Here is a 21,730-nt window from a genome sequence, read left to right on the forward strand (position 1 = left end):
GCTTAAGCGAACAGCCCGATGGGGGGCAAGTCGGCACCGGTTAATAAGCTTTCCGGCTCATCCAGACCATCCGGTACGTCGCGGTGACCGGTTTCGGTCTCCGCGGCGAGGTCGTCGTGATGGTCGGCCAGGAACCCTTGCCAACGACGAATTTGGTTGACGAAGGATTGGGTGTAGTCGGTGAGCGTCGGGTTCCCGGCGCCGGGTTGATAGGTACCTTCGAAGAGGATGCAGTGCCCGGCCGGCTCGATGCCGAGCCGGGAGTCGACCGGTTCGGTGAATAGGTTGGCGGTGAGCAAGGCTTCGTAGAGGGCGGTAGAGGCGGAAACCTCAAAAAAGCGGGTGCTCAGGCAAACCACGTTTTCGTCGGGTTGGTATTTGAAATAAACCAGGCCGTGGTCTTGGAGTGGGAGGGTGAGTCGGTCGGGTTCACCGATGCAGTCGGGTTGCTCCAGGTTAAAGCGCGCGCGGAGCGCCTCAAGTTCCGCGGAACAGGGGGCGTGGAGGGTCGTCATAATGGCTCCTTAAGAAGGGTGGCGGCCACGCGTCGGCAGACGTCCGCTAAGGGGCGAACCAAGCCGGCGGACACGGGTGATCGCCTCGGACACGCGGGGATGTTCTGGGAACCGCGTCCCGTCGTGGCTCGCGTGTCGGCAGGGGGTGTTGCTTTTCACCACGATCACCGGGGCCTTGGGTGTGCTCCGTGTCGGGATGATCGGCACGATGGATTAAGCGGTGCGAAGGGGTGTGTTGTCACTCGCATGTTTACCAGAAGGGGCAAGTCTGCCGGCTCATGGCAAAACATGGATCGGGGGGTGAGAAGGTCGTGATTGCAAGACCTGGTTTTAAAAAAATCGAAACACTTGGGTTTCGAACAGCGGCATGGATAAAAATGGAAAAAGCCGCGCTCACCATGGGATTGACAACAAGCCAATGCCTATGTTGGTCGTCAATCTATGCGTCTAATTTGGAGAAAATATGGAGGTATGAAAAATAATCCAGGAAATAGGCGAAAGTGAATATGGGCTCATGTTGTAAATTTCATGAGACGGGATGTTTTTGATTCTAAAGAAGCGCCGTCAGTGAGCCTCACCATTGGGTGATCCTTTTCCAGGGCCTTGAACCTAAGAAGCGCGACCGGTCCTGCCCGCCGCGCCGATGAAGCGATTGAGGATTGCCTGGTGCGCGCGGACCTGGCCCTTTACGAGGGCAAAAGCGGGGGACGCAATCAAGTAGTGGTTGCGCCCTGAGCATGCCTCACAACCGGGTGGGCGGGAACAACGCGGGCTAATTCGGAACCTTGTAATTCGGTGCGAATTGCTCGTCGCGAATGTCGAAGTGAAATCCCGAAACCGTGTAGGTTTCGATACAGTCCCAGAAATCACGGGAGATTTGACCCGCGGCGCCGCTGCCGTCGGGTTCAAAGGCCTTGAGCGTTTCCGCCATCAGTTCGTGCGTTTCAAAAATACACACCGAACCCCAGCAATTCTTGACCGGGTCGTGGGTGGTGTAACACTTAATAAAACCTTTGCGGGTACTCAGGAACTGGGCCGTGGCGCGGTCGACCTTCATAAAATGCTCGTGGGTGATCCCTTCTTTTAACCAAAAATAATAAAACTCCATCACGGGATGGTTGCTCATGAACATGCCTCCAAGTTGGCTGGTTTACCCGATTGTAAACCGTAAAACTTGGCGGAAGCATCATTTCGCTCATGCGCGAAAGGTGTTTAGGTTTTGCTGTTCTCCGCGGCTGTTTCCTTGTGTTTTAGCGCCTGGATCTTTTTGCCGAGATGACTGATTTCCTTGTTCAGAAAGAAGTCGAGCACGGTTCGAATGATCACGATCAGGCCCAGGTTGATCAGGTGTTCGCGGTCGGTGTGCAGCACGGTTTCCACAATATCCTGGCCCACCATAAATTCCAGCCCGATCAGGATGTAGGTGCCGAGCGTGTGGCGCACGTGGTCAATGGAGAACTTGCCCCACGCCACAAAGTTCAGGTACTGCCAAAGCGCCAAAATACTGCCCAAAAAGATAAACAGAATGCCGACAAACCCGATTGCCGTGGCGCCGATCTCCGCGATATGAAACATCATGATGGTACTCCCTTGGCCGTCTCACGCGCATTATAACCAGGTTAGACGTCGCCGCCGGGTTTCTTCCTCAAGTGGTAGGTCAAGGCCAGGGTGATGCAGGTGCGCAAGGCCGTTACGGGGAGGGGCGCGTTGGCCGCGAAAACCAACGCGCGTTTGCCCTCGAAGCGCAGTCGGTCGGGGTAGCGTGCCCGGAAATCGGCGATGAGCGTGGTTTGGCAGTGGACGAACAGGGCGCAGCAGTTGGTTTGTCCTTTGAGCAAACCCAGGCGCAGGGTGGTGCCGCTGCCGCTTTGGGTGGTGCGGTAACTGGGTTGGCCCCATTTGAGGGTTTCTTGGAGCGGGCCGACCCCGTCGGTGGCGGCCGCCGTTGCGAAGATCAGGTCGCGCAAGCCGAGCAGATGGGGGCGTAGGTGGTCGGGAAAGCGGTCGAAAACGATTGCGACCTCGGGTGTTTGGAAGGGGATGGGATGGACGTTGGTGGTCAAAAAAGTTTCCTTTTGGATCGGGGGTTTGGCGGGTGTCGCGAGGATGTGATGCCTGTTTCACTTTACCGAAAATCAAAACCAAGGAGCGGTTAAAACGTATATTGCCAAGGAATTCCTAAAATTGATACGAACTTGGAGAGGGTGTCCCCATGGGAAAAATGCATTTTGTTGGGTTGTTGATTTTGTTTTATTTGAGTGCGGCGGGGATCTTGGCGCAAACCACGATCAAGGGTGAGGCGCGGCCGGTTGCCACGGTCACCGAACTAACCCTGGAATCGAAGGTGTTGGGTGCTGATAAGAAGGTGCACCTTTATCTTCCCGAGGCTTTTGCCGTCTCTTCGCCGGATCATACCTATCCCGTGGTGGTGGTGCTGGAGCACCAGTTCGCACCCATGATCGCGGGTACGGTGAACCATCTGGTCTTGACCGGGCGCATGCCGGAAACCCTGGTGGTGACCCTTGCCGGCGAGGACGATCCCTTTTATGCGCCCCGGGTTTACACCAACGGCAGTGATTATTGGCCCTCCAACTGGAAACAAATGCCTTTTGATCAGCCGCAAGACCGGCTGCTCGATTTTTTCGAATCCGAATTGTTTCCTTACCTGAAGCAACATTACCGTGCCGCCGACTACCGTTTTTTGGTTGGCGCCTCGAGCCGTGCCGTGCTGGTGTTGGACAGTTTTTGCCGTCGCCCCGGTTTGTTTGATGTCCATGTCGCCGTGGCGGCCGGCGACATCCTCGGCATGGGCTACCGCGAGGGCGAAACCTTTATCGAACACCTCACCGAGCAGCTCCAAAAAATGCCGTCGCCACCCAAAAAACGCGGCGCCTTGTACGTTGCCTCGGCCTTGTCCGACGCGGACTATAGTCCGGCCATCGCCGAAAATATCAAAAAGCTGGCGCAGAAGATGGTGCCGCTCCAGCAAAAGAAACGCCCGCTCACGGCCAAACTGTTCGCCAACGACGACCACTACGCGATTCTGTTGCCGGCCTGGCTGGAGGTCCTGGAACAGGTGTATCCCCAAGCGCGTTTCAGCCAAGATTACGATAAGCTCGAGGCCGTGGAAGGCAATGCTCTCGCCAAGATTGACGCCTATTTCGCGGGGCTTTCGCAAGAATACGGCTTTCCCATCCTCGCGCCCGCCGATCAGTGGAACACCGGCCGTTCCTTGGCGGCGAACGGCCGTCGGCTGATGGGCCGCGAACGCTACGCCGAGGCCGCCGAGCTGTTCGCCCGCGCGGCGGCCTATCGCCCGCAATCGCCGTACCTGTGCGCCCAACAAGCCAAGGCCCTCGCCGGCGCGGGTCGCCGGGCCGAGGCGTTAAAAGCCCATCGCGAGGCCCTGGCCCGCGCCAAAAAGTACACTCCCGACCGGGTAGAAACCTACCAAAAACAACTGGCCGAAGCGGAAACCGCCGCCAAGACCAAATAGCCGGCTGGGTGCCCTACAAGGCGGTGAAGGTTTTACCTTCCTCGATCACCAAATTGAGGGTATCCGCCGGCAGTGCATCGACGCGTGTCAAATAACCGTACCAATCGACGGTGTCCCATGCTTCAACCGCGCGACCTTCGTCATCAAAGCGAATGAACGCTTGCATCTGAAATTCGGCTTTTTTGCCGGTAGAGTTCAGTGTCGCGGTGAGGGCAAGCCGCATCGCACAGCGGTCGCCTTCCTCGATTTGGTCCACCACCTCGAGATGGATTTCGCGGAATCCTTGGCAAATCGCGTCAAAAAACGCGCGATACCCCTGCTTGGTAATTTTTTCGCCGCCGTGCCCGTGCAACACAAAGTCGTCGGCTAACACGGTTTCAATCGGCTCGGGGTTTCGCTGGTTCCACAATTGATCGTACCAATAGGCCATGGTCTCGCAACAACGCACCTTTTTCATGGGTTTCCTCCATCGTGCTTTTGGTTGTTCTTATCAAGGGCGGGATGGCTTGAGGTTCTGCTGCCCGCGTCTCGCGGTTTCCGCGAGAAACGAGCTGGAGACAACCCTTGTTTGCGTTACGAGGGTTCGGTATGGGTGGTGTTAATTTCCGAAACATAGTGCTCTGGAAAGCCGAGTTGTTCAGCAAGCGCGGCGAGTTGTGCGGCATAGGCCGCATTGGTACCGATGGTTGCTGCTTCGGGAGGGAGGTTGTAGCAAAGTGCGTTTATCGGCTGATCGTTTTCCAGGGATTGGGCAACAACTGCTTGCGGGAGATAATCACACACGCTCGGTTCGGCGTAAAGTTGTTGCGCTTCGGCGTCAGACAGCTTCATGAGCACCCCATAAGCAGTTGAAGCCTCGGCCGGGATCAGGGATGCCCGTTTGCCAATCACGATGCGGTAATGGGGCAACCGCGCTTTGCCGATAATGGTCGTTTTCAGGCCTTGTTGTTCCAAATACGCGACGTCCATAAATAAGCCGTAGAAAAAAACGGTTTTCATCCTGCAAGCTCCATCTTTTTTTACCCAGTTCAAGCGATTGTGCGATGCAGTTATTTTAGCGCCTACTCGGCGTTTCGTCGGCAGATAAGCTTGAATGGGTTGTTCCTTGCTGAAGTGAATAAGTGGCCACCGGGTTGCTTCTGTTTATTCCCAAAAGGATTTACGGGGAGGCGGTTTGCGGTGCCGGGCTTGTATCAAGGTTTTCGTCGAACTGCCCTAATGTTCATAAACCAAAGGGTAGGTGTCGGTTTCGGCACGCGCTTTTTTCGTGCTGTTCTGGGCTAAGCTGTCTCGAGCAAAGCCATTGAAATTTTAGGTTGCTTGAGGTGGGGCGGTTCGCTTTACTAAAAATGAGGCGGAATCCAGCACCTTTCGTTACCGATGATTGATGGGGACGAAGGGGGTTTTTCGAACACGGTGAGGGGACGCGGTATGCTTTACTCGGTGCTTATTTACGATTCGGAACCCTTTTTGGCAGGTTTGCCCGCGGAAGAACATGAGCAGCGTTTGCAAGAGCACCTCGCCTTTCAAGATAACCTACGCGACAAGAACCAGTTAGGCGCGGTGGTCAAACTGGCGCCGACGGCCGCCGCGGTCACCGTGCGGCGTTCCATGCTGGAAGACGTGGTGGTGGACGGCCCTTTCGCTGAGACCAAGGAGCATTTGATCGGGTTTTATTTGGTGGAAGCGGCGAATTTGGAAGAAGCCGTGTCGGCCGCCCGGCAATTACCCATCGGCGGCGGCGCCCTTGAGATTCGCCCCGTGGCCTTTTTTGAAGGCGGCGATTTCCGACAGGGTGACGCGCTTGTTCTCCGAGGCGATTAAAGACGCGCGTCCGCGCGTCATGGCGGCCTTAACCGCGGTCTTGTGTGACCTGGACCTGGCCGAGGACTGTTTCCAAGACGCTTGCGTTCGCGCCTTGGAAACCTGGCCCGAATCCGGCCTACCGCAACGACCCGACGCCTGGTTGATCCGCGTCGCGCGGAACCGTGCGATTGATGTGTGGCGTTCGACTCGGCCGCGAGGCACCCTTGAAGATCGTCCATCGCCGCTCGAAGCCTCGCCGGAAGCGCTCCTTGACGCCCAACCTTTTGGGGACGATGTGTTGCGTTTGATGTTCCTCTGCTGCCATCCCAGCCTGCAACCCAAGGACCAAGTAGCCCTGGCCTTGCGGATCCTCACCGGGATGACCCTCGCCGAAATTGCCAAGGCCTTTTTGGTGGCGCCACGGGCAATGGAGCAACGCTTGACCCGTGCCAAGCGGCGCCTTCGCGAGGTGGTGTCTACGCTCGAAACCCCGGATCCACGGGAACGTCGGGATCGGGTTGCCGCGGTCATTGCCATGATTTACCTGTTGTTCAACGAGGGCTACGCCGGCAGCCATGGACCCGACCCGGTTCGGAGACCCTTGTGTCACGAGGCGATTCGCCTCGCTCGCCTGCTGTTGTCTTTGCTGCCCGACGACCCCGAGGTAATGGGTCTGCTTGCGCTTTGTCTGCTCCAGGACGCCCGTTCCGAAACACGCCTGGACTCAGATGGCCGCCTGGTTCTTCTGGCCGATCAAGATCGTGCGCGCTGGGATGAACGAAAAATTGCCGCCGGGACGGCGCTGCTTGAAAAGGCCCTGCAACAAAAGCAACCTGGGCCGATCCAAATCCAGGCGGCCATCGCCGCGGTCCACAATCAGGCGCGGTCGGCGGACGAAACCGATTGGGTTGAAATCACCCGGCTGTATGCATTGCTGGCGCGGCTGCAGGATTCCCCGCTGGTCCAGCTCAACCGAGCCGTTGCCGCGGCCGAGGCGTACGGCGTTGCGGCGGGTCTCGCCGTCGCGGAACCTTTGGCCCAAGCGCTCGACGGTTATTTTTATTTTCACGGAACCCTTGCCGGATTTTATGCGCGATTAGGCCGCGATACGGCGGCCCGTGCAGCCTTTGAACGCGCGCTGACCTTGGTGCCAACCGACGCGCACCGAGACCATCTTCACCACGAAATGAAAAAATTTCATCTTTTTTGATCGCTTATGTCGGGGCGCCCTTGGCGGCGTCGTCCTTGGTTTGACGCATCATCCCGCGTTGACTTTGAACAAGGAGTTCCAACATGAGTGACAACAAAACCCGGCACGGCATGCCGAGCTGGATCGAACATCAATCACCGCAACCGGCCGAGGCGCTTGCGTTTTACCAAACGGTTTTGGGCTGGGAGATCGCCACGATCACGATGCCGGACGGCGGCACCTATTCGTGTATTCAGGTGGACGGCCAAGCGATCGGCGGTTTCGCCGAGGGCGACGGTCGTTGGTTGCCCTACCTGACCGTTGATGATGTTGACGGCCGTGCGCGGCAAGCGCTTGAAGCGGGGGCGACGCTGGAAAAAGCCCCTTTTACCGCACCGGGCGTGGGAAGAATCTGTACCCTTCGCGATCCCCACGGCGCACGCATCGCTTTAATCACCTACGCCGATTCCTAACCCCTTTTTCCCCTGGCGAAATCAGGGCCTTGCCCTGGTTTCGCTTTGGTGTGCGGTGAACCGGAAAACCAACCCAAACCCAACCCACCTGCTTGTTTAAAACGTGGGGATTCTCTAGGAGTGAACGATGAACAGTTCGATTTTTGATACGCCGTTGTTTTCGGTGTTCGCCTTGGTCTTAATCGCGGAAACCTTAAAAACGTTGGTGCTGGGGACGGCGACCGCCTGGACACGTGGTCAGTTAAAACAATTTATTAATCAGGAGGATGCGGCCTGGCTCGGTGGCGAAACCGTCGTCGTCGAACACCCCGATCCGGCCAGGTTGGGCCGAGCCCACCGCAATAATTTGGAAAACTTGGTTCCCTTTTTGGCGTTGGGCGGCATTTATCTTCTTTCCGGGGCGGCACCGCTGATGGGGATGTTTTATTTCGGCGGTTTCTTCTTGGCGCGTGCGGCCCATACCGCGGCCTACCTTACCCAACGACCGCTGCTTCGCCGCAACAGTTATGCCGCGGCGTGGTTGATCCTGATCGTGACCGGGATCCATGCCGGTACGCGTCTCATCGGGCAAGCGTTGTCCTTGTAAAAATCGCGGCGGGGATTTCGAGGGCCGATCATGGGTTCCGTCCGCGGCGCTTGGAATCCTTGCTTTCGTTTGGATGGAATGATTAGGGGTCGGTCCTGTGCAAGAGTTTGGGTTTGAACGGTTTTTCAGTGCCGGGCCGTGGGCGGGTGGCGTTCTTTTTTAAAGGGCTTCTTAGGTTCTATGCCCGTGGCTCCTTTTGCGGGCCTATGGCGGCGGCGCTACGGGGTGGTACCCATGCAGATTTTTTACCGAAATCCCTTTGTGGCGGGGTGGTTAGTCGTTATCTTTTTAGGTAACCCAAAGCGACACCCTATTGATCACCGTGATGCCTGGCAACACCTCATCCCTTTTTTGGAGCTGTTTCATGCCGATGGAACCGATTGACCTTTCTCATATCGTCCCGCAACGCCGCTTCTTGCAGTCTCATCCCACGCCGCCGGATCCCAAAAGTTCCCGGTACATTGACCACACCACCCACGAAAACGCGGACCAATCCCAAAACCATCGCATCGTTGGTTTTCATCTGGTGTTGCAAAAAGGTCACAGCAACGGTCTTTATGAGCTCCTGCATGTCGATCCCAAAACCGGGGTGCAAGACCCGGCCAACCCGCGCGTTGCGGTTCGTGAACTGGAAATCATTTGTGACACGCTTGAAATACACGACCCCTTGCGGCTCCCTGAAACCGCCGTCACCCTTTACGCCCGTCGCTTAATCTGGGCCGATGATCGTGCCGCTGTCAATACCTCGCCTTTGCCCTGGACCCTTGACAAAGCCCGCAACGCGGGTGAAGGACGCTCGGGCGAAGATGGTGCCCACGGGCGACACGCGGGTTCCCTCAAACTCTGGGTCGCCCAAGTGGTTCATCCCGACGGCGATACCGGGCGCGCCCGTTTGACAGCACATGGGGGACCGGGTCAACACGGCGGTGAGGGGCTGGATGGTCGCGACGGGGTGAGTCGTCGCGCTTGGGCGACGCTGACCGATACGGTGTACAGTCCCACCAAAAACAGCGCAACGGTTCATTTTGACCCGATTGCAGTCAAAATCGACTACGAATGGACTTTTATCGGCATCCGCGGCACCACGGGTTTGCACACCAAAGGGGGCGATTTTCCCACCAGTGGCACCGACGCGCTGGCACCCGGCAAACCGGGGAACGGTGGCGACGGGGGCGCCGTGATCACCAACAGCCGAACCTTGCTGGGGCAAATTGATGTGAAGCCCGGCAAGGGGGGACGGCCGACGCGTCGGTATCGGGGTGGCTCCGCGGGGACACCCACGCGCTCTGCCCAATACCACGCCAAACTCATTTTGAACGCTTTTGGTACCCGTGACGCGCGCACCAAGGTCGATACCACGGGTGGTCCGAAAACCACAACTTCCGGCAAAGATGCGCCGGGGCAATCCGCGCAAAAGCCGAGCGGCGAAAATCCGGCCCCGCGGTTTATGGACCAACGCAATCGTTGGTTGCATCCCTTGCAACTGCGCCGTGTGCTTGAGGTGGCACGCGACCTCTTTTTGGGCGGTGCGCGCGACCAACTCCAGGTTTTTTTAACAGATTACGCGGCGGCTCTGGCCGAGGACGCTCCCAACGATCCCGCTTGGAACCACGCCTTCGGCTCCCACTGGACCAGCTCCGGCACGGAGGTGGCTGTTTTGCTCCAACACCTGCGTACCAACCGCGACTTTTTCGGGAACCCCGCCGGCTTTACGCCCTTCCTGTCTTTGCGCGGCAGCATTCAACTTTATGAACAGGCCTTGGATCGCGCGCTGCACATGCTGTTGTTGGTTCGCTGGGTCGAACAGACAAAAGACGGCTTGCAGTCACAAAACGCGGTCCTTGCCGAAACCTTGGGCCAGGTGAATGACCGCATCAAACAAACCGCCGCCGAGGTTGTGGAAACCGAAACCGAAATCAGCGAAATTCGCGCACAGCTCGCGGATTTGCGAATTGAACTGGAAAAGAAAGGCGAGGAACTGGTCGTCCTGCAAAACGAGCTTTTGAATGAGGCGCGTGGTGAAACCCAGAAGCGGGCCTTCATTCGTTTCGGCATGAAAACCGCCGGTGCCTTGCTGCAGGTGATTCCCGTCGGACAACCGGTCTTGGGAACGGTGGGCTCCCTGGCGAATGTCACCGCGGACTTGGTGGGCGGCGATGCGGAAAGTGCCCCGGACACCCTTTCCAAAATCGGCAAGGTGTTTGAGAAGGCCCACGCCGCGGCTCAGAAGGCGGAAGGTACGCGGATGAAGGTCAAAACCTTCCGAGACAAGTTTAGCGAGCGCAACGCGCCGTCCGGCGAGGGGGTTACCGAGGAGGAGATCGCGCGGTTTGTGGAACAGGAACCGAGCCGAAGGGAGAAATTGTTGCATCAGGCGGGGGCCGGTTTGGGTCCGGCGTTTAGCCAGTTTTCCGGTGCTGTTTCCGCCCTGCAGGTCCCGGAAGCGGAGGTGGAGGCCGAGCTTCAGCGGCTTAGTGCCAACAGCCCGGAGATGCAGGCCCTGAGTGAGGAAATCCGCGACTTGAACCAGCGTAAAACAACGGTTCTCACCAAGCTGATGCGTGCCTTACACAAGGTGGGCGAAGGCTATGCCGATCTGTCGGCGGCGGGTCTGGCGGCCGCCCAAATGCAGCGTGCGCGTAGCGAAAACTTGGTACGGCTTGATCTGGAGGCTGCGACGGCCGTGCGCGAAATGGGACAGCGTGCCCGCAACACCCTGGTTTATTACCTATACCTCATGGTCAAGGCCTACGAGTCTACGGTGTTGACCTCCATTGAGGTCGACTGGTCGCTGGATAAAGTGACCGACAAAATCACGAACTTGCTGCAAGGGAAACAGGCCTTTTCCGCCGCGCTGTTGGCGGACTACGCCGAGGCCTTGAAACCGATTTTCCAAGAGAACTTAAACCGGATTCGTGAACGCCTGGTGGATGATTTCAATTTCAGTGAAAACGACATGCCGCTTCAGTTTGCTCTGAGCGAAGCGCAAACCCCGCGTGCGTTGGCGCGCCTCAACGAGACCGGCGGGCTGGTGGTGGATCCCATGGCGCTGGGATTGGTGCTTCCCCATCGCCAGGCGGCGCGTTTGAGCGAGCTGGTCCTTTCGCGGCTTGAATTTGACCCCGGCGGGCCGTCTCTACCGGAAAACCATAACCTGATTATTTCGGTGTCGCCGGACCGGCACGGTACCCTGCGCAGAGGCGAGGCGCTGTTTGCCGTGTTTGGGGAGCAGCCGCGGTCATGGGGTTGGAGTTATCTTTCCGCCGCGGCGGAAGGGGCGCGTATTCAGGAACATACGACCAGCGACGCGGCCGAGGATATGCTCCAGTTTATTCTTGGCGATAAGAAGGGTGTGATCCGGCAAAAAACGGCTTTGCCGCCGGCTTGGTCGCCGCTCACGATAAACCTTCGCTTTTCGCCCCCCTTACCCCAAAGCCGGCGCCCGCGGGTGACCCGCTTAATTTGGACCGTCAAAACCAGTTCGATTGAGGCGCCGAAAAGACAGGCGGTGTTGCAGGTGCAGCGTTTGGGGTTACCGGGTTTTGCCGAAATTCATTGTCCGCCCGATTTGGCGGGACGCGGCGCCGGGGTCAACAGTTTCTACCGCATCTTTTCCAAGGGGAGCAAGGTGTCGCTGGGCGCGCCGGAAATGAACGGTGCGGCAGCCTTCGATTCCTGGGACCTGGTCGGCATGCGCATCGAACGGATGGGCGTGGGTGATCTCGAGGTTGCCTTCACCATGGATGACCACGTGGTGGCCCAGTCTCATTGGAGCTCGGCGCTCGCCGGGAACCTAACCGCGGAACCCAGCTTGGCGGCGTTCTCCTTGATCGCGGAAGAGCACACGGATCCCGAGGTGCGTGCGACCGCGGCGCGCAAGGCCAAGCGATGGCGCGGGCCGGGTCGACAAAGGTTGCGGGCGGCGCCGTCCGCTGAGGCCCCGGTGATCGGCATGGTGCCGGAAGGTGCGGCGGTCGAGGTTTTGGAACAGGTCGAGGGCGGCTGGAATCGCGTTCAATGGGGAGCGTTGGTGGGCTGGATCCCGAGCTAGCCCGCCCCGTGGACGGGGTTTTCCGCTGTGAAGAACGGCTTGGGGCGTAGCGCTGTCCGGGGCGCGCTTGTTTCGTCTGGCGTTTCACTCTGTCAGGGCGAGCACCATATCGACCCGATGCATGCCCGCACCCCAGCCGTTGGGAATGGTGCGGGTCGTTCGGGCGCCGAACTTGGCAAAAAAGGGCGCGGAGTGTTGACTCGCCGCGATGTCGACGGCGACCGCGCCTTGGCGGCGGCTGTGTTTAAGGACTTGATCCATCATCTGCCTGCCCACGCCGGTGCCTTGCGCGGCCGGCGATACAAGAATCCACGTCAGGCGGTGTCGCTTTTGGCCGAGGTCCGCGCTCATCCCGAAGGCCGCCACAATGGTTGTCTCGCGCAAACCCACGCGGTAATCGCCGGGCGTTTTGAGGAAGTGTTCGTAGTCGTCCCGTTCATTCGCCGCAAAAAACCGGGGACAGTTTTCGTCAAAAAGGGCCAGACAAGGTTGAACATCGCTCGCTTGGAAGGCGCGGAAGGTCGTAGGGATCATGGCTTGCTCCTGTTCGGAATGGGTGTCTGCACTTTTTTAAAAAGAATCCACTGCTTGGATCGCGATCGGCGTCGCGCCGCCCCCTCGAATGACAGCATTCGGGTTTCACCCGGTTGCAAGAACATCCTTCGGGAATGTGGTTGAACGCCGGCTGGTCGCCTTGGGATTAACCCGCAATTCTCACAAGGAATTCTGCTACGAAACTGAAAGCCATGCGATTACTTCGCTTACTCGGTCAAGCCGCCTTCGCCGTAGCGCTGCTACGCCGAAAGGTCGGACCCCTGTGCCGTCTCTCGGTCGTAATCTTCGTACTCGCATGGCTTTCAGCTTCTCGCGACGAATCCTTGTGAGAATTGCGGGTTAGCTTTCCCCGTCGATGACGATATTGGGATCATCTTCGTAAGCCGAGTCGATTTGCACCAGGCGCGACAAGATGATGGAAAAGATGTCGAACAAATCCTTGAGCACTTGTTTGTCTTTGATGATGCCTCTGCATTGGAAATAAAGTTCGTTGACGCCCTCGGGAAAACGGTTGCGGAAGTTGCCCTGATCCTCGCGCAGTTCAAGGAAAATGTTGGGTTGGTTTTGGATCAGTGTTTTTAAGGGTTGGTCGTTTAACAGGCGTTTGATTTTGAACCGATCGTTGCTTTGAATGATGAACTGGTTGTCAAAAAAGTCATCGCCGATTTCGATGTCTTGGGCACCGAAAAATTTGCTGACCGAACCCATAAACCCTTCTTGGGTGATCTTAAAGGTGAACTGGTCTTTGTTGAGAAAAGGCGCCCGCATGCGGGTGAAAGGAATGGTGGTTTTGCCCGTGCTGACCATGAAGGTGTCGAGCAGAATCGTCCATTGTTCGTGGTCGTAATGCAGTTGGTGGCGCTTCCAGAAACCGCCGTCGATGAAGTCGCCGCCGATGTCTTCCGCGATTTGCGACCAAATTTCCGCGCGAGAAGGGCCGAATATGTTGCGTAACATAAAAACTCCTTGGGGATGCCGGTCGTGGGTTCCGACAGGATGGTGGTTAAGTCAAATAAGGGGTCAACTGTTCCGCTCAGGCGGTGGCCCGTGGCTTTTGGGGTCATCGCCGTGCGAGGCGGGTTCACCGTTGGCCGACGGTCTCGGCTTGACCTTATTTGGTCAGTGGCCTGTCTGAATAACGGCAGGTGACCGTATTTTGACATAGGCGTGCGCGCGGGTAAACGCTTTGAGGTAGCTAAGTTGTTTGAAAAATAGGGTGTTACCTAGGTAGGGTTTCTTTGGTACGGCTCTTGACATATCACGGGCTGTCGGCCAGGTCGTTTATGCGAACCTCCCCATCGCGCGCTGTGGTTGACCACTACTCAGATCGATCAAGGATGTTTTATGAAAAACCTGTTTCCTCAAGGGTTGATGTTCCTCCTTTTTTGTACCCTTTCCGGCCACGTCTTCGGCAACTGTTTCCGCGTTGTCGGCGAGGCGTGGAGTAACCAGTACAACCTTCCCATCCTTCAGCTCGAAACCCTCCCCCATTGCTACGGGAAACCCTGTGGCAAAAAATTCTATCCCGTGCAGGCCACCAGCTACCAGGTACTTGATGATGAAGCGGCCTACAATCCTTATTATGAACAAATTGATTTCGCCAACGGCTTGCCCGTCGTTGTGAAAAGCAATCGCTTGAGCTTGTGTCGGACGATGGCGACCCCTTGTTATCTTTCCGGCCCTAATTCTTGGTGTTTCCTGGGCACCTTCACCACGTCCTACCATTACGACGCGGAACAATACCATTGGCAATTGGATGGGACCGGTTGGTCCACCACCACCTCGTCCCCGTCCGTGGAAATCAACAGCTTGCCCTTCCGACCCGGAACCTACACCTTGCGGGTGCGCACCTCAAAGGTTTGTTACGGGACGACTTTCACGAGCGAGTGGGAGACGCGCAGCGTGCGGGTGGTCTCCAAGGTCGATCCCGCTTGTGACCACGGCGCCCCGCGCAAAGCCGCGGCGGCCGGGCGTGCAACCGAAACGCAACTTGCCGCCGCTCTGGCCGGCGAAGGCTTGAACCGCCATTACACGGCCGACCTGGTTTCCGGTGAAACCGCCTGGCTGACGAATCCCCACACCTTTACGCTGCCGGTCGTGCTCATGATGGTTGACGACAGCGGAACAACCTTCTTCGAGACCCTGGAACTCGCGCCCGGTGCGACCCATGCATACCGCCCGGCCGACACCGTGGGTTCCTACCTGGTCGTCTCCATGGTGAACTTTTTGGTTGCCGCCGGTGAGGACGCGATGCCCGTTGCCGTGCAGGTTCCCGAGCGCGGGGTGGATGCATTCGTTACCCGTAAAAAACAAGGCCGCGAGGTGGTTCAAGGTCTCGACGTCCACGGCCGCGGCCACGGCCCGCTTTGGAATGTGGTGCTGGACCGGGATGCCGGTGAACCCATCAGCCAATAGTTGCTAATCTGAATCCGCGTCCCCGCCCACGCGGATGCGCCGCGAATGAATCGCCCGGTCGAACCATCCGACCGGGCTTTTTTGGTTTAACCCGTGGGTTTGCCGTGACGGATCAGGACGATTTCCAAAAAGACTCCAGAGGCGGCCACCGGAAGATTCGGTGTACAGGGCGACCCTTCCGGCCAACCTTGGGATTAGGGGCACGGGAAGGGTTCCAGCGCTTGCAGGGTGTTGACCATGCCTTCGATGGTGTAGTTTAAGCTGTCGCTGAAACGAATGCCGGTGTACCCGTTGGGTGCGACCACCACCATGTTCCCGCCGTACCCGCTCATGTAGGGGACCTGGACGGTGCAGGTGTCGCCGGCCGTGGGGAAGGACCAAAAGCCGTGGCGGTACAGTTCGGGCAAGCCGTTGATGCGGTTGCCGGTGGCATAGGCCGTGTCGGGTTGCAGAAACAAGGCTTCGGCCAGGGTTTGAGGATGGAGCAGGGGTTCGCCGTCAAGGGTGCCGCCGTGCTGCATGAACTCGGTGATTTTGGCGAGGTCGTGCACGGTGGGGTACAAACCCACGCCCAGAATCGGGCTACCCTGTTCGCCGTTGGTCTCGACGGTGCGCATCATCGGCGCGTTGACCACGCCGATGCGGGCCAGCAGGTGTTCCGCGATGTAGCCGTGGTAATCGCCGTTGGGGATGCCGTTGGCGGCCGCCCAGCGTTGCAGCGCCGCCGACAAAACGAAGGTATGGGTGGTGTTGTAACGCGTCACCTCGCCCGGACCCCAGGGATAATTGCCGTAGTTCCAGCAGATGGTGAGTTTGCCGCTCTCGCTCAGCTGGTTGGACCACTCGCCCATGCGCGATTTGTTTTCGTCGGCGAACACGTCGAGCGTGTTGCGGTTGGGGCTGAGGTCGCCGATGCCGGTGCGCATGTCGGCGCAGTCGCTGAAGGTGACCTCGGCCCAGCCGTCGTGGCCGGCGTTGACGGGCAACCAGTCGACGATTTTTTCATCCAACAGCTCGGGGCCGAATGCTTGGGCTAAAAACATCAGGCTCAGGCCGGCGCCGATGGATTTGGTGACGGAAAAGGCGCCGCCGCGCATGTATTCGGGAAAGGGAAACGGACCCAAACGCGTTTCCGGCGTGTCTTGGTAAATCACACCGTCTTTCACAATGGCGCGAAAGGTGATTTCGTTGGCGGTCAAACCGGCGTCGAAAAATTGCAGGCGGCCGGCGTCCAAACCCAGTTCCGCGATAGGTCGGACGGGAAGGCGTTGGGCGCGCTCGGCTTCAAACGCGGCGCGGGCGTCGGCGAAGCCGGCCGCGTCGCCGGGCGTGTACTGCATCGGATACTGGCCCCAGCCGTCGAACATATCCCAGGCGGCGCTTTCCTGCATGATTTGCATGCGTAGCTGCGACACGCCTTGGTCGTCAAAAACGAAGGTAGCCACCCCGTTGTGGGCGGCGTTGTCAAAATGGTCGCCGAGCACGAACGGGAAGGCGGCGCGGGATCGGCCTTCGTCGCCGGGTTCGGACCAAACGCGACCCGGTGAACACAAAATCGTCCAAAAGCTGCGGTTGCTCGGTTGCTGGATGCCGCGGTTGACCGGCACCAAAAAGCCGTTGTGGGTGAAAAAATCAACCGAGAAGCCGGGAAAAAAGGTTTGGTTGGCGGCCCCGCCGGGGTTGCGTTTCATCGTGTCGGCCCCCACGGTTAGGCGGCCGGCCAACGCGTGTTGGGCCGCTTGCTCGGGGCCCACCGGGAGGAAGTAGGCGTTGTGGATCATGCGCGTCGGGCTGAACGATCCGGTTAGTTCCGAGACGGTGATTTTGTCCCGGGTGGAACCCGGCGGCGTGGTGTCCGGGGTGGTGACGTCTGGAATGGTAATGGTGATGTCGTCGACACCGCTGCCGCAACCGAAACAGATCAACACCGCCAATAGAAGAAACCCTCGTCTCATACAATCCCCCTGATGTTCATAACGATATGGTTGTTTTATCCTCGCATGTCGCGTTTTCCTGAAAAAGTATTTTTGTGAAGATGCCCTTGGAAAAGTGTCAGCCAACCGGGGTTGGGTCGTGCGCTGTCCCGACCGACGCGGCGATGCGCGCCTCGGTTCGCGCCAATACCGCCTCGGCTTCGGCGTGGCTTACGTAGGTTGGGTCGTAGTGCAGCACGAGGTCGACACTTTGGCGCACGGGATGTACGGCGATCAACAGGTTGAGCGGTAGGTGGAAGCGGTCGTGTTGTTGGATGCCCAGTAATTGAAAGCCGGTCTCGCCGGGTTCGTCCGTGCCGCCGCGCTGATCGTGGTGAAAGTGGACGAAGTTCAAGGAGGCGAAGGTGCGCTCTTCCGGGAACAGGTCGGCCACGGGGTAGGCGGTGTGGGGCTCGACGTTCACCAAACCACCGTTGACGGCCTGCCACAGGGCACCGGGTTGGGCCGCGTCGACGGCGCCGAAATCGTGGCAAAAGGGAATCAGGTTCCAGAACAAACCAAAACTTTCGAGGGGGTTACTCAAGCGGGGGGAGCGCCCGTTGGCGACCAAGGCCACGCACACGCGGGGGTTCCGCGCGAGCCGCGCGATTTCCTCAAGCCATGCGCTTAAGTAGGCGGCGCGGAGCGGGACGGCCCGCGCTTGGGCCGCCTCGGCGACGGCGGTGACCACGTGCTCCGGGAGCCTGCTGCTGCGCCACGGTTGGCGGACCCGCGCGGCTGGGGTTGGGAGGACCGCGCGCTGCAACGGCGAAAAACCGCGCGTATGTTTGAGCCAAAACGCCTGGCCGGCGGGGTTTTGCGCCTGCTCCCGTTCCAACGCGATGAATTCCTTGTAGCTCGGATCCACCGTCGCGGCCGGCAAGGTCATCCCGCCTTTCACCTGGTGGTATAACCGCACCAAGTCGTTGAGAAACTGCACGTTGCCCCAGCCGTCCTCCACCGCGTGGGGTTTGGCGGTGAAAAAGGTCCAAACATCACGGCCGTGATGCCAGAGTTGGAAACGGGTCATCACCGCGTCGGGTTGGTCGATCGCGAAGGGATTGCGGCGGTCCCTATCCATAAAGTCCTGAATCCAAATCTGTTGCGCGCTTTCAGCCAGGTGTGCCAAAGAAGTAACCGGCAGGCACACGGGTTCGGGCGCACGCACCCACTGCACGCCCGCCTGCAAATCAAATTGGGTACGCAAGGTGGGATGACGCGTGATGAGGTGGGTCAGCGCCGCTTCCAGCATTGCGGGTTCAAACCGGGGATCACGGAAGGTAAAACACTGCTGTGTGTGGTAACGACCCCAGCCGTCTTGGTCGCGGTAGGCCTGCAACATCCGCCGTTGCATGGCTGAAAGCGGGTAGGCGTCGACCGCGTTCGGCCCGTAAGCCTCAGGAGACAACTGAACCGAAGCCGTTTCAATCGCTTCCCGTCTAACCGTTTGTTTGCGGCCCACGTGCGCGGCCAGCCGTGCAATGGTTGGGTTCTGGAAAACATCGCGCACGTCAAAAATCAACCCTTCCTGCTCCGCCGCAAAACACAGTTGCACCGCGCGCAACGAATCGCCGCCTAGCGCAAAAAAATGGTCGTCAACGCCAAAGTGTTTCGCGCTGAGGAACCGCGTAAAAAGCGAAAAGAGCTTTTGCTCAATCGGGTTACGCGGCGAAACCACGTCGCGGACCACCTCGGTGGTTTGTTCCAGCAAGGCAAGCAAGGCTTGCGTATCCCGTTTGCCGTTGACCGTCATCGGCAGCGTGTCGGTTGCGACAAACAACGCGGGCACCATGTAATCGGGCAAAAAACCGAGCAGGCGCCGGCGAATCTCGGCGGGTTCCGGCATCGCGCCGGCACACACCAGCGCGGCACACAAGGCGGCCCCACCCTCGGCGTCTCGGCGCACAAAAGCCGCTGCCTCGGCGATCTCCGCCTGACGACACAACTGGTTCTCAATTTCGCCCAGCTCAATGCGAAACCCGCGAATCTTTACCTGGCGATCCGCGCGGCCGAGGTACACCAACTCACCATGTCGGTTCAGGCGACCCAAATCACCGCCGCGGTACAGGCGCGCGCCGGGCGTCTCAGACCAGGGATCGGGCACGAAACGTGCCGCGGTCAAGGCACCGCGACGCCAATACCCGTGGGAGACGCAGTCGCCGCCGAAATAAAGTTCGCCCACGGCGCCGGGTGCCACCGGCCGCCCACGCGCGTCGAGCACGCGCACCACCATGTCGTCCATGGTGTGGCCGATGGGCGCCGCTTCCAAAGCCAGGTGCGCGCGGGTGATGCGTTGCACCGTTGCATGCACCGTGGTTTCGGTAATGCCGTACAGGTTAAATAGGCCGGGGTCGTCGCCGTATTTGTCGAACCAAGGCGCCAACCGACCGCAAATTAACGCCTCCCCCGCGAAGATCACCGTTTTCAGCGGCAGCTTTTCCGGCTGCCGCCGATCCGCTTCGATCAAGCTGCTAAAGGCCGAAGGCGTCTGATTCAATACGGTCACTCCTTCTTGGCGGCAGAGTTGCCAAAAGGCCGAGGGCGAGCGACTGACCGCATAAGGCACCACCACACAGGTCGCACCGCGCAGTAGGGGCGCCCACATCTCCCACACGGAGAAATCAAAAGAAAATGCGTGGAACAAGGTCCAAACATCCGCCGCGCTGAAGTCGAAAAAAGGATCGAGCGCGGGCAAAAGCCGAACCACGTTGGCATGGCAAACCTGAACGCCCTTGGGTTTGCCGGTGGTGCCCGAGGTGTAAATGAGGTAAGCGGGTTGTTGCGGGTCGACGGCAACCGGCACCGGTTCGGGCGATTCGTCGGGCAAGGCATCCAGACAAAGGCAGGGCAAACCTTCGAGACGATGTTCCCGCCACAACGCTTCATGGGTCACCACCAAAGCGACCTCGGCGTCCGCAACAATATAGTGAATGCGTTCGGGCGGCGTGTGGGCCGCGAGCGGTACATAAATCGCGCCACACTGCAATACGGCCAAAATGGCTCGGACGTAACCGTCGTCGCGGGGGAGCAGCAGCGCGACCCGGTCACCACGACGCACACCGCGCGCTTGCAGCACGCCCGCCAGACGCAAGGCATCGCGTTGGAGCGCGGCATAGGTCAGGCGATAACCCCGGCCTTCCCCGTCAAAACAGCGCAGTGCCACGGCGTCGGCGTGCTGTTTCGCGACCTCGGCGAACCAAGCATGTAAGGTGCGATTTTGCGGATAACGCACGAGCGTGGCGGCCTCAACCGCCTCGGCGTGGCGAAAGTCCGCGAGTGGCCGCCCTGGCATTTGCACTGCTTGGCTACCCAAACGCGCGAACAGGTCCAACCAGCGCCGCGCCTCGGTTTCGCTGTAAAGGTCGCGGTTAAACACCAAATCCCCGGCCAACCCGGTCCCGTCCTCATATAGATGGAGCGAGATATCAAACAAGGCGACCGCATCACCGTGGTTGACAACCCCAACGGCGGTTTCACCGGGAATTTCACTTTGATTTAGGACCAAGTTTATTTGGAAAAACGGCGAGCGGCGGGGATCCCGTTCGGGTCGCAGTTCCTGTACCAGGTGGCCGAAGGGCACGCGCTGGTGCTCCCACGCCGCCAATACGGTGCGGTTCAAGCGCGCCAGCCATTCGCTAAAGCGGAGCTCTTCCGCGACCGTTTCGCGCAAGACCAACAGGTTGGCAAACAGGCCGACCAGGTCGCGACATTCATGGCGTTCCCGATTGGCGACGGTGGTACCGCACACCACCTCGCGGGACCCACTGTAGTGCGCCAAAACCATGGTCCAAAGCGCCGCAACACCCACATACAAAGTGGTTTGTTCTTGGCGGCACAAATCCCGCAAGGCAACCGCCAAAGCCTCGGGCCAACAAAAACGCAGGCGCGTTCCCGCATAGGTGCGGTTGGCAGGGCGGGGTGCATCGGTCGGCAATTCGGTAGCCCGCGCACCGCGCAACTGTTCTTCCCAAAAGGCAACCGCCTTGCGCCCGGCCGCGCCGGCCAACCATTGCTGCTCCCACAAGGCCACATCCCCAAACTGAACCGGCAACGCGGGCAAGGCGGGTGCTTGGCCGCCGCGACGCGCGGTGACGGCGGCCGCCAATTCGCGCTTCAGGATGTCGACCGACCAACCATCCGAAATGATGTGGTGCAGCACCACAAACAGCTCGGTTTTGCCGGCGGGTGTTTCGCGAACGGCCCAACGCCAAAGCGGCGCCTCACCCAAGGCAAAACCCTCGGCGAGCAAAGCCGCGCGCCGCGTCTCGGCCTCATCGTCCCCACAAGATCCCCAATCCAGAGGAACCGTGTGAACGCCATGGGCCGGCTGGACATCCAAACGGGGTGTGCCCGCTTCTTCAACCACCGCACAGCGCAAGGTTTCGTGGCGGGCCACCACATCAGCCATCGCCGCGCCGAGCAGCGAACCATCGGCCTGAACCGGCAAACACCAACGCAGGGGAATGTGAAACAAGGCGCTGGTGCCCGCCTCGCGACAGGCAAACCAAACCCCCATCTGGGCCGAGGACAAGGGCACGACCGTTCCCGGCGCGCGCGGCACGGGCCGGTCGTCGGCACCGGCGTTTTGCTTTTTCTTCGCCCGCAAAGCGGCCAACAATTTCAACTTCTTAGAGGACAAAGCAGGTTCTTGGTTCTGTGTCATGGAGTCAC

General features: G+C 59.1%; 17 protein-coding genes. 7 read left to right on the forward strand and 10 right to left on the reverse strand.

Features of this window, described 5'->3' with window-relative positions:
* Positions 1–2: 2 nt before the first annotated feature.
* From J3U88_RS13075 to J3U88_RS13090, 4 genes are all read right to left on the reverse strand, one after another.
* Positions 3–515: a type III secretion system chaperone gene (locus J3U88_RS13075; RefSeq protein ID WP_207859216.1), complete on the reverse strand. Its 513-nt coding sequence runs from the start codon at positions 513–515 to the stop codon at positions 3–5.
* A 772-nt stretch (positions 516–1,287) separates the two neighbouring features.
* The gene (locus tag J3U88_RS13080; protein WP_207859217.1) at positions 1,288–1,641 is read right to left on the reverse strand and encodes a hypothetical protein; all 354 of its coding nucleotides are present in this window, start codon (positions 1,639–1,641) and stop codon (positions 1,288–1,290) included.
* Between the two features lie 86 nt (positions 1,642–1,727).
* Complete coding sequence (locus tag J3U88_RS13085; RefSeq protein ID WP_207859218.1) at positions 1,728–2,093, reverse strand: DUF1622 domain-containing protein; 366 nt, start codon at positions 2,091–2,093, stop codon at positions 1,728–1,730.
* A 41-nt stretch (positions 2,094–2,134) separates the two neighbouring features.
* Entirely contained in the window at positions 2,135–2,578 is a 444-nt protein-coding gene (locus J3U88_RS13090; RefSeq protein WP_207859219.1) for a DUF1801 domain-containing protein, read from the reverse strand.
* Positions 2,579–2,727: 149 nt separating this feature from the next.
* On the opposite strand from J3U88_RS13090, the gene J3U88_RS13095 reads away from it, so the two are divergent.
* A complete protein-coding gene (locus tag J3U88_RS13095; protein ID WP_207859220.1) occupies positions 2,728–4,011 on the forward strand; it encodes an alpha/beta hydrolase in 1,284 nt (427 codons plus the stop codon).
* A gap of 13 nt (positions 4,012–4,024) precedes the next feature.
* Here the strand turns inward: J3U88_RS13095 and J3U88_RS13100 are convergent, their stop codons facing one another.
* Both J3U88_RS13100 and J3U88_RS13105 read right to left on the reverse strand, forming a co-directional pair.
* Positions 4,025–4,468 carry an ester cyclase gene (locus tag J3U88_RS13100; protein ID WP_207859221.1) on the reverse strand — a complete coding sequence of 148 codons (444 nt, stop codon included), beginning with the start codon at positions 4,466–4,468 and terminating at the stop codon, positions 4,025–4,027.
* Between the two features lie 116 nt (positions 4,469–4,584).
* Entirely contained in the window at positions 4,585–5,010 is a 426-nt protein-coding gene (locus tag J3U88_RS13105; protein ID WP_207859222.1) for a gamma-glutamylcyclotransferase family protein, read from the reverse strand.
* Positions 5,011–5,442: 432 nt separating this feature from the next.
* On the opposite strand from J3U88_RS13105, the gene J3U88_RS13110 reads away from it, so the two are divergent.
* The 5 genes from J3U88_RS13110 (at position 5,443) to J3U88_RS13130 (ending at position 12,116) form a co-directional block, all read left to right on the forward strand.
* Positions 5,443–5,835: a YciI family protein gene (locus tag J3U88_RS13110; RefSeq protein WP_207859223.1), complete on the forward strand. Its 393-nt coding sequence runs from the start codon at positions 5,443–5,445 to the stop codon at positions 5,833–5,835.
* A complete protein-coding gene (locus tag J3U88_RS13115) occupies positions 5,807–7,027 on the forward strand; it encodes a sigma-70 family RNA polymerase sigma factor (RefSeq protein WP_207859224.1) in 1,221 nt (406 codons plus the stop codon). The genes J3U88_RS13110 and J3U88_RS13115 overlap by 29 nt, the downstream gene beginning before the upstream one ends.
* 83 nt (positions 7,028–7,110) lie before the next feature.
* Positions 7,111–7,479: a VOC family protein gene (locus J3U88_RS13120; protein WP_207859225.1), complete on the forward strand. Its 369-nt coding sequence runs from the start codon at positions 7,111–7,113 to the stop codon at positions 7,477–7,479.
* Positions 7,480–7,606: 127 nt separating this feature from the next.
* Positions 7,607–8,065: an MAPEG family protein gene (locus tag J3U88_RS13125; RefSeq protein ID WP_207859226.1), complete on the forward strand. Its 459-nt coding sequence runs from the start codon at positions 7,607–7,609 to the stop codon at positions 8,063–8,065.
* Positions 8,066–8,429: 364 nt separating this feature from the next.
* Positions 8,430–12,116, forward strand: a complete 3,687-nt coding sequence (locus J3U88_RS13130; RefSeq protein WP_207859227.1) for an SH3 domain-containing protein — start codon at positions 8,430–8,432, stop codon at positions 12,114–12,116.
* Positions 12,117–12,200: 84 nt separating this feature from the next.
* Here the strand turns inward: J3U88_RS13130 and J3U88_RS13135 are convergent, their stop codons facing one another.
* The gene (locus tag J3U88_RS13135) at positions 12,201–12,650 is read right to left on the reverse strand and encodes a GNAT family N-acetyltransferase (protein WP_207859228.1); all 450 of its coding nucleotides are present in this window, start codon (positions 12,648–12,650) and stop codon (positions 12,201–12,203) included.
* A 360-nt stretch (positions 12,651–13,010) separates the two neighbouring features.
* Positions 13,011–13,628, reverse strand: a complete 618-nt coding sequence (locus tag J3U88_RS13140; protein WP_207859229.1) for a hypothetical protein — start codon at positions 13,626–13,628, stop codon at positions 13,011–13,013.
* 387 nt (positions 13,629–14,015) lie between these two features.
* On the opposite strand from J3U88_RS13140, the gene J3U88_RS13145 reads away from it, so the two are divergent.
* Positions 14,016–15,086: a hypothetical protein gene (locus J3U88_RS13145; protein ID WP_207859230.1), complete on the forward strand. Its 1,071-nt coding sequence runs from the start codon at positions 14,016–14,018 to the stop codon at positions 15,084–15,086.
* A 194-nt stretch (positions 15,087–15,280) separates the two neighbouring features.
* Here J3U88_RS13145 and J3U88_RS13150 read toward each other — a convergent pair whose 3' ends face one another.
* Complete coding sequence (locus J3U88_RS13150) at positions 15,281–17,041, reverse strand: serine hydrolase domain-containing protein (protein WP_207859231.1); 1,761 nt, start codon at positions 17,039–17,041, stop codon at positions 15,281–15,283.
* A gap of 97 nt (positions 17,042–17,138) precedes the next feature.
* Positions 17,139–21,722 (reverse strand): non-ribosomal peptide synthetase, encoded by a 4,584-nt coding sequence (locus J3U88_RS13155; RefSeq protein WP_207859232.1) that lies wholly within the window; start codon positions 21,720–21,722, stop codon positions 17,139–17,141.
* Between the last annotated feature and the right edge of the window lie 8 nt (positions 21,723–21,730).

Origin of the sequence: Acanthopleuribacter pedis, from assembly GCF_017377855.1 — a bacterium.
GTDB lineage: Bacteria > Acidobacteriota > Holophagae > Acanthopleuribacterales > Acanthopleuribacteraceae > Acanthopleuribacter > Acanthopleuribacter pedis.

What these genes read in the sequence shown, in the direction of transcription:
- J3U88_RS13140 (WP_207859229.1), bottom strand. Translation starts at nt 13,628, where the DNA reads ATGTTACGCAACATATTCGGCCCTTCTCGCGCGGAAATTTGGTCGCAA.
- J3U88_RS13145 (WP_207859230.1), top strand. Translation starts at nt 14,016, where the DNA reads ATGAAAAACCTGTTTCCTCAAGGGTTGATGTTCCTCCTTTTTTGTACC.
- J3U88_RS13075 (WP_207859216.1), bottom strand. Translation starts at nt 515, where the DNA reads ATGACGACCCTCCACGCCCCCTGTTCCGCGGAACTTGAGGCGCTCCGC.
- J3U88_RS13080 (WP_207859217.1), bottom strand. Translation starts at nt 1,641, where the DNA reads ATGAGCAACCATCCCGTGATGGAGTTTTATTATTTTTGGTTAAAAGAA.
- J3U88_RS13150 (WP_207859231.1), bottom strand. Translation starts at nt 17,041, where the DNA reads ATGAGACGAGGGTTTCTTCTATTGGCGGTGTTGATCTGTTTCGGTTGC.
- J3U88_RS13135 (WP_207859228.1), bottom strand. Translation starts at nt 12,650, where the DNA reads ATGATCCCTACGACCTTCCGCGCCTTCCAAGCGAGCGATGTTCAACCT.
- J3U88_RS13125 (WP_207859226.1), top strand. Translation starts at nt 7,607, where the DNA reads ATGAACAGTTCGATTTTTGATACGCCGTTGTTTTCGGTGTTCGCCTTG.
- J3U88_RS13100 (WP_207859221.1), bottom strand. Translation starts at nt 4,468, where the DNA reads ATGAAAAAGGTGCGTTGTTGCGAGACCATGGCCTATTGGTACGATCAA.
- J3U88_RS13095 (WP_207859220.1), top strand. Translation starts at nt 2,728, where the DNA reads ATGGGAAAAATGCATTTTGTTGGGTTGTTGATTTTGTTTTATTTGAGT.
- J3U88_RS13105 (WP_207859222.1), bottom strand. Translation starts at nt 5,010, where the DNA reads ATGAAAACCGTTTTTTTCTACGGCTTATTTATGGACGTCGCGTATTTG.
- J3U88_RS13130 (WP_207859227.1), top strand. Translation starts at nt 8,430, where the DNA reads ATGCCGATGGAACCGATTGACCTTTCTCATATCGTCCCGCAACGCCGC.
- J3U88_RS13155 (WP_207859232.1), bottom strand. Translation starts at nt 21,722, where the DNA reads ATGACACAGAACCAAGAACCTGCTTTGTCCTCTAAGAAGTTGAAATTG.
- J3U88_RS13085 (WP_207859218.1), bottom strand. Translation starts at nt 2,093, where the DNA reads ATGATGTTTCATATCGCGGAGATCGGCGCCACGGCAATCGGGTTTGTC.
- J3U88_RS13110 (WP_207859223.1), top strand. Translation starts at nt 5,443, where the DNA reads ATGCTTTACTCGGTGCTTATTTACGATTCGGAACCCTTTTTGGCAGGT.
- J3U88_RS13120 (WP_207859225.1), top strand. Translation starts at nt 7,111, where the DNA reads ATGAGTGACAACAAAACCCGGCACGGCATGCCGAGCTGGATCGAACAT.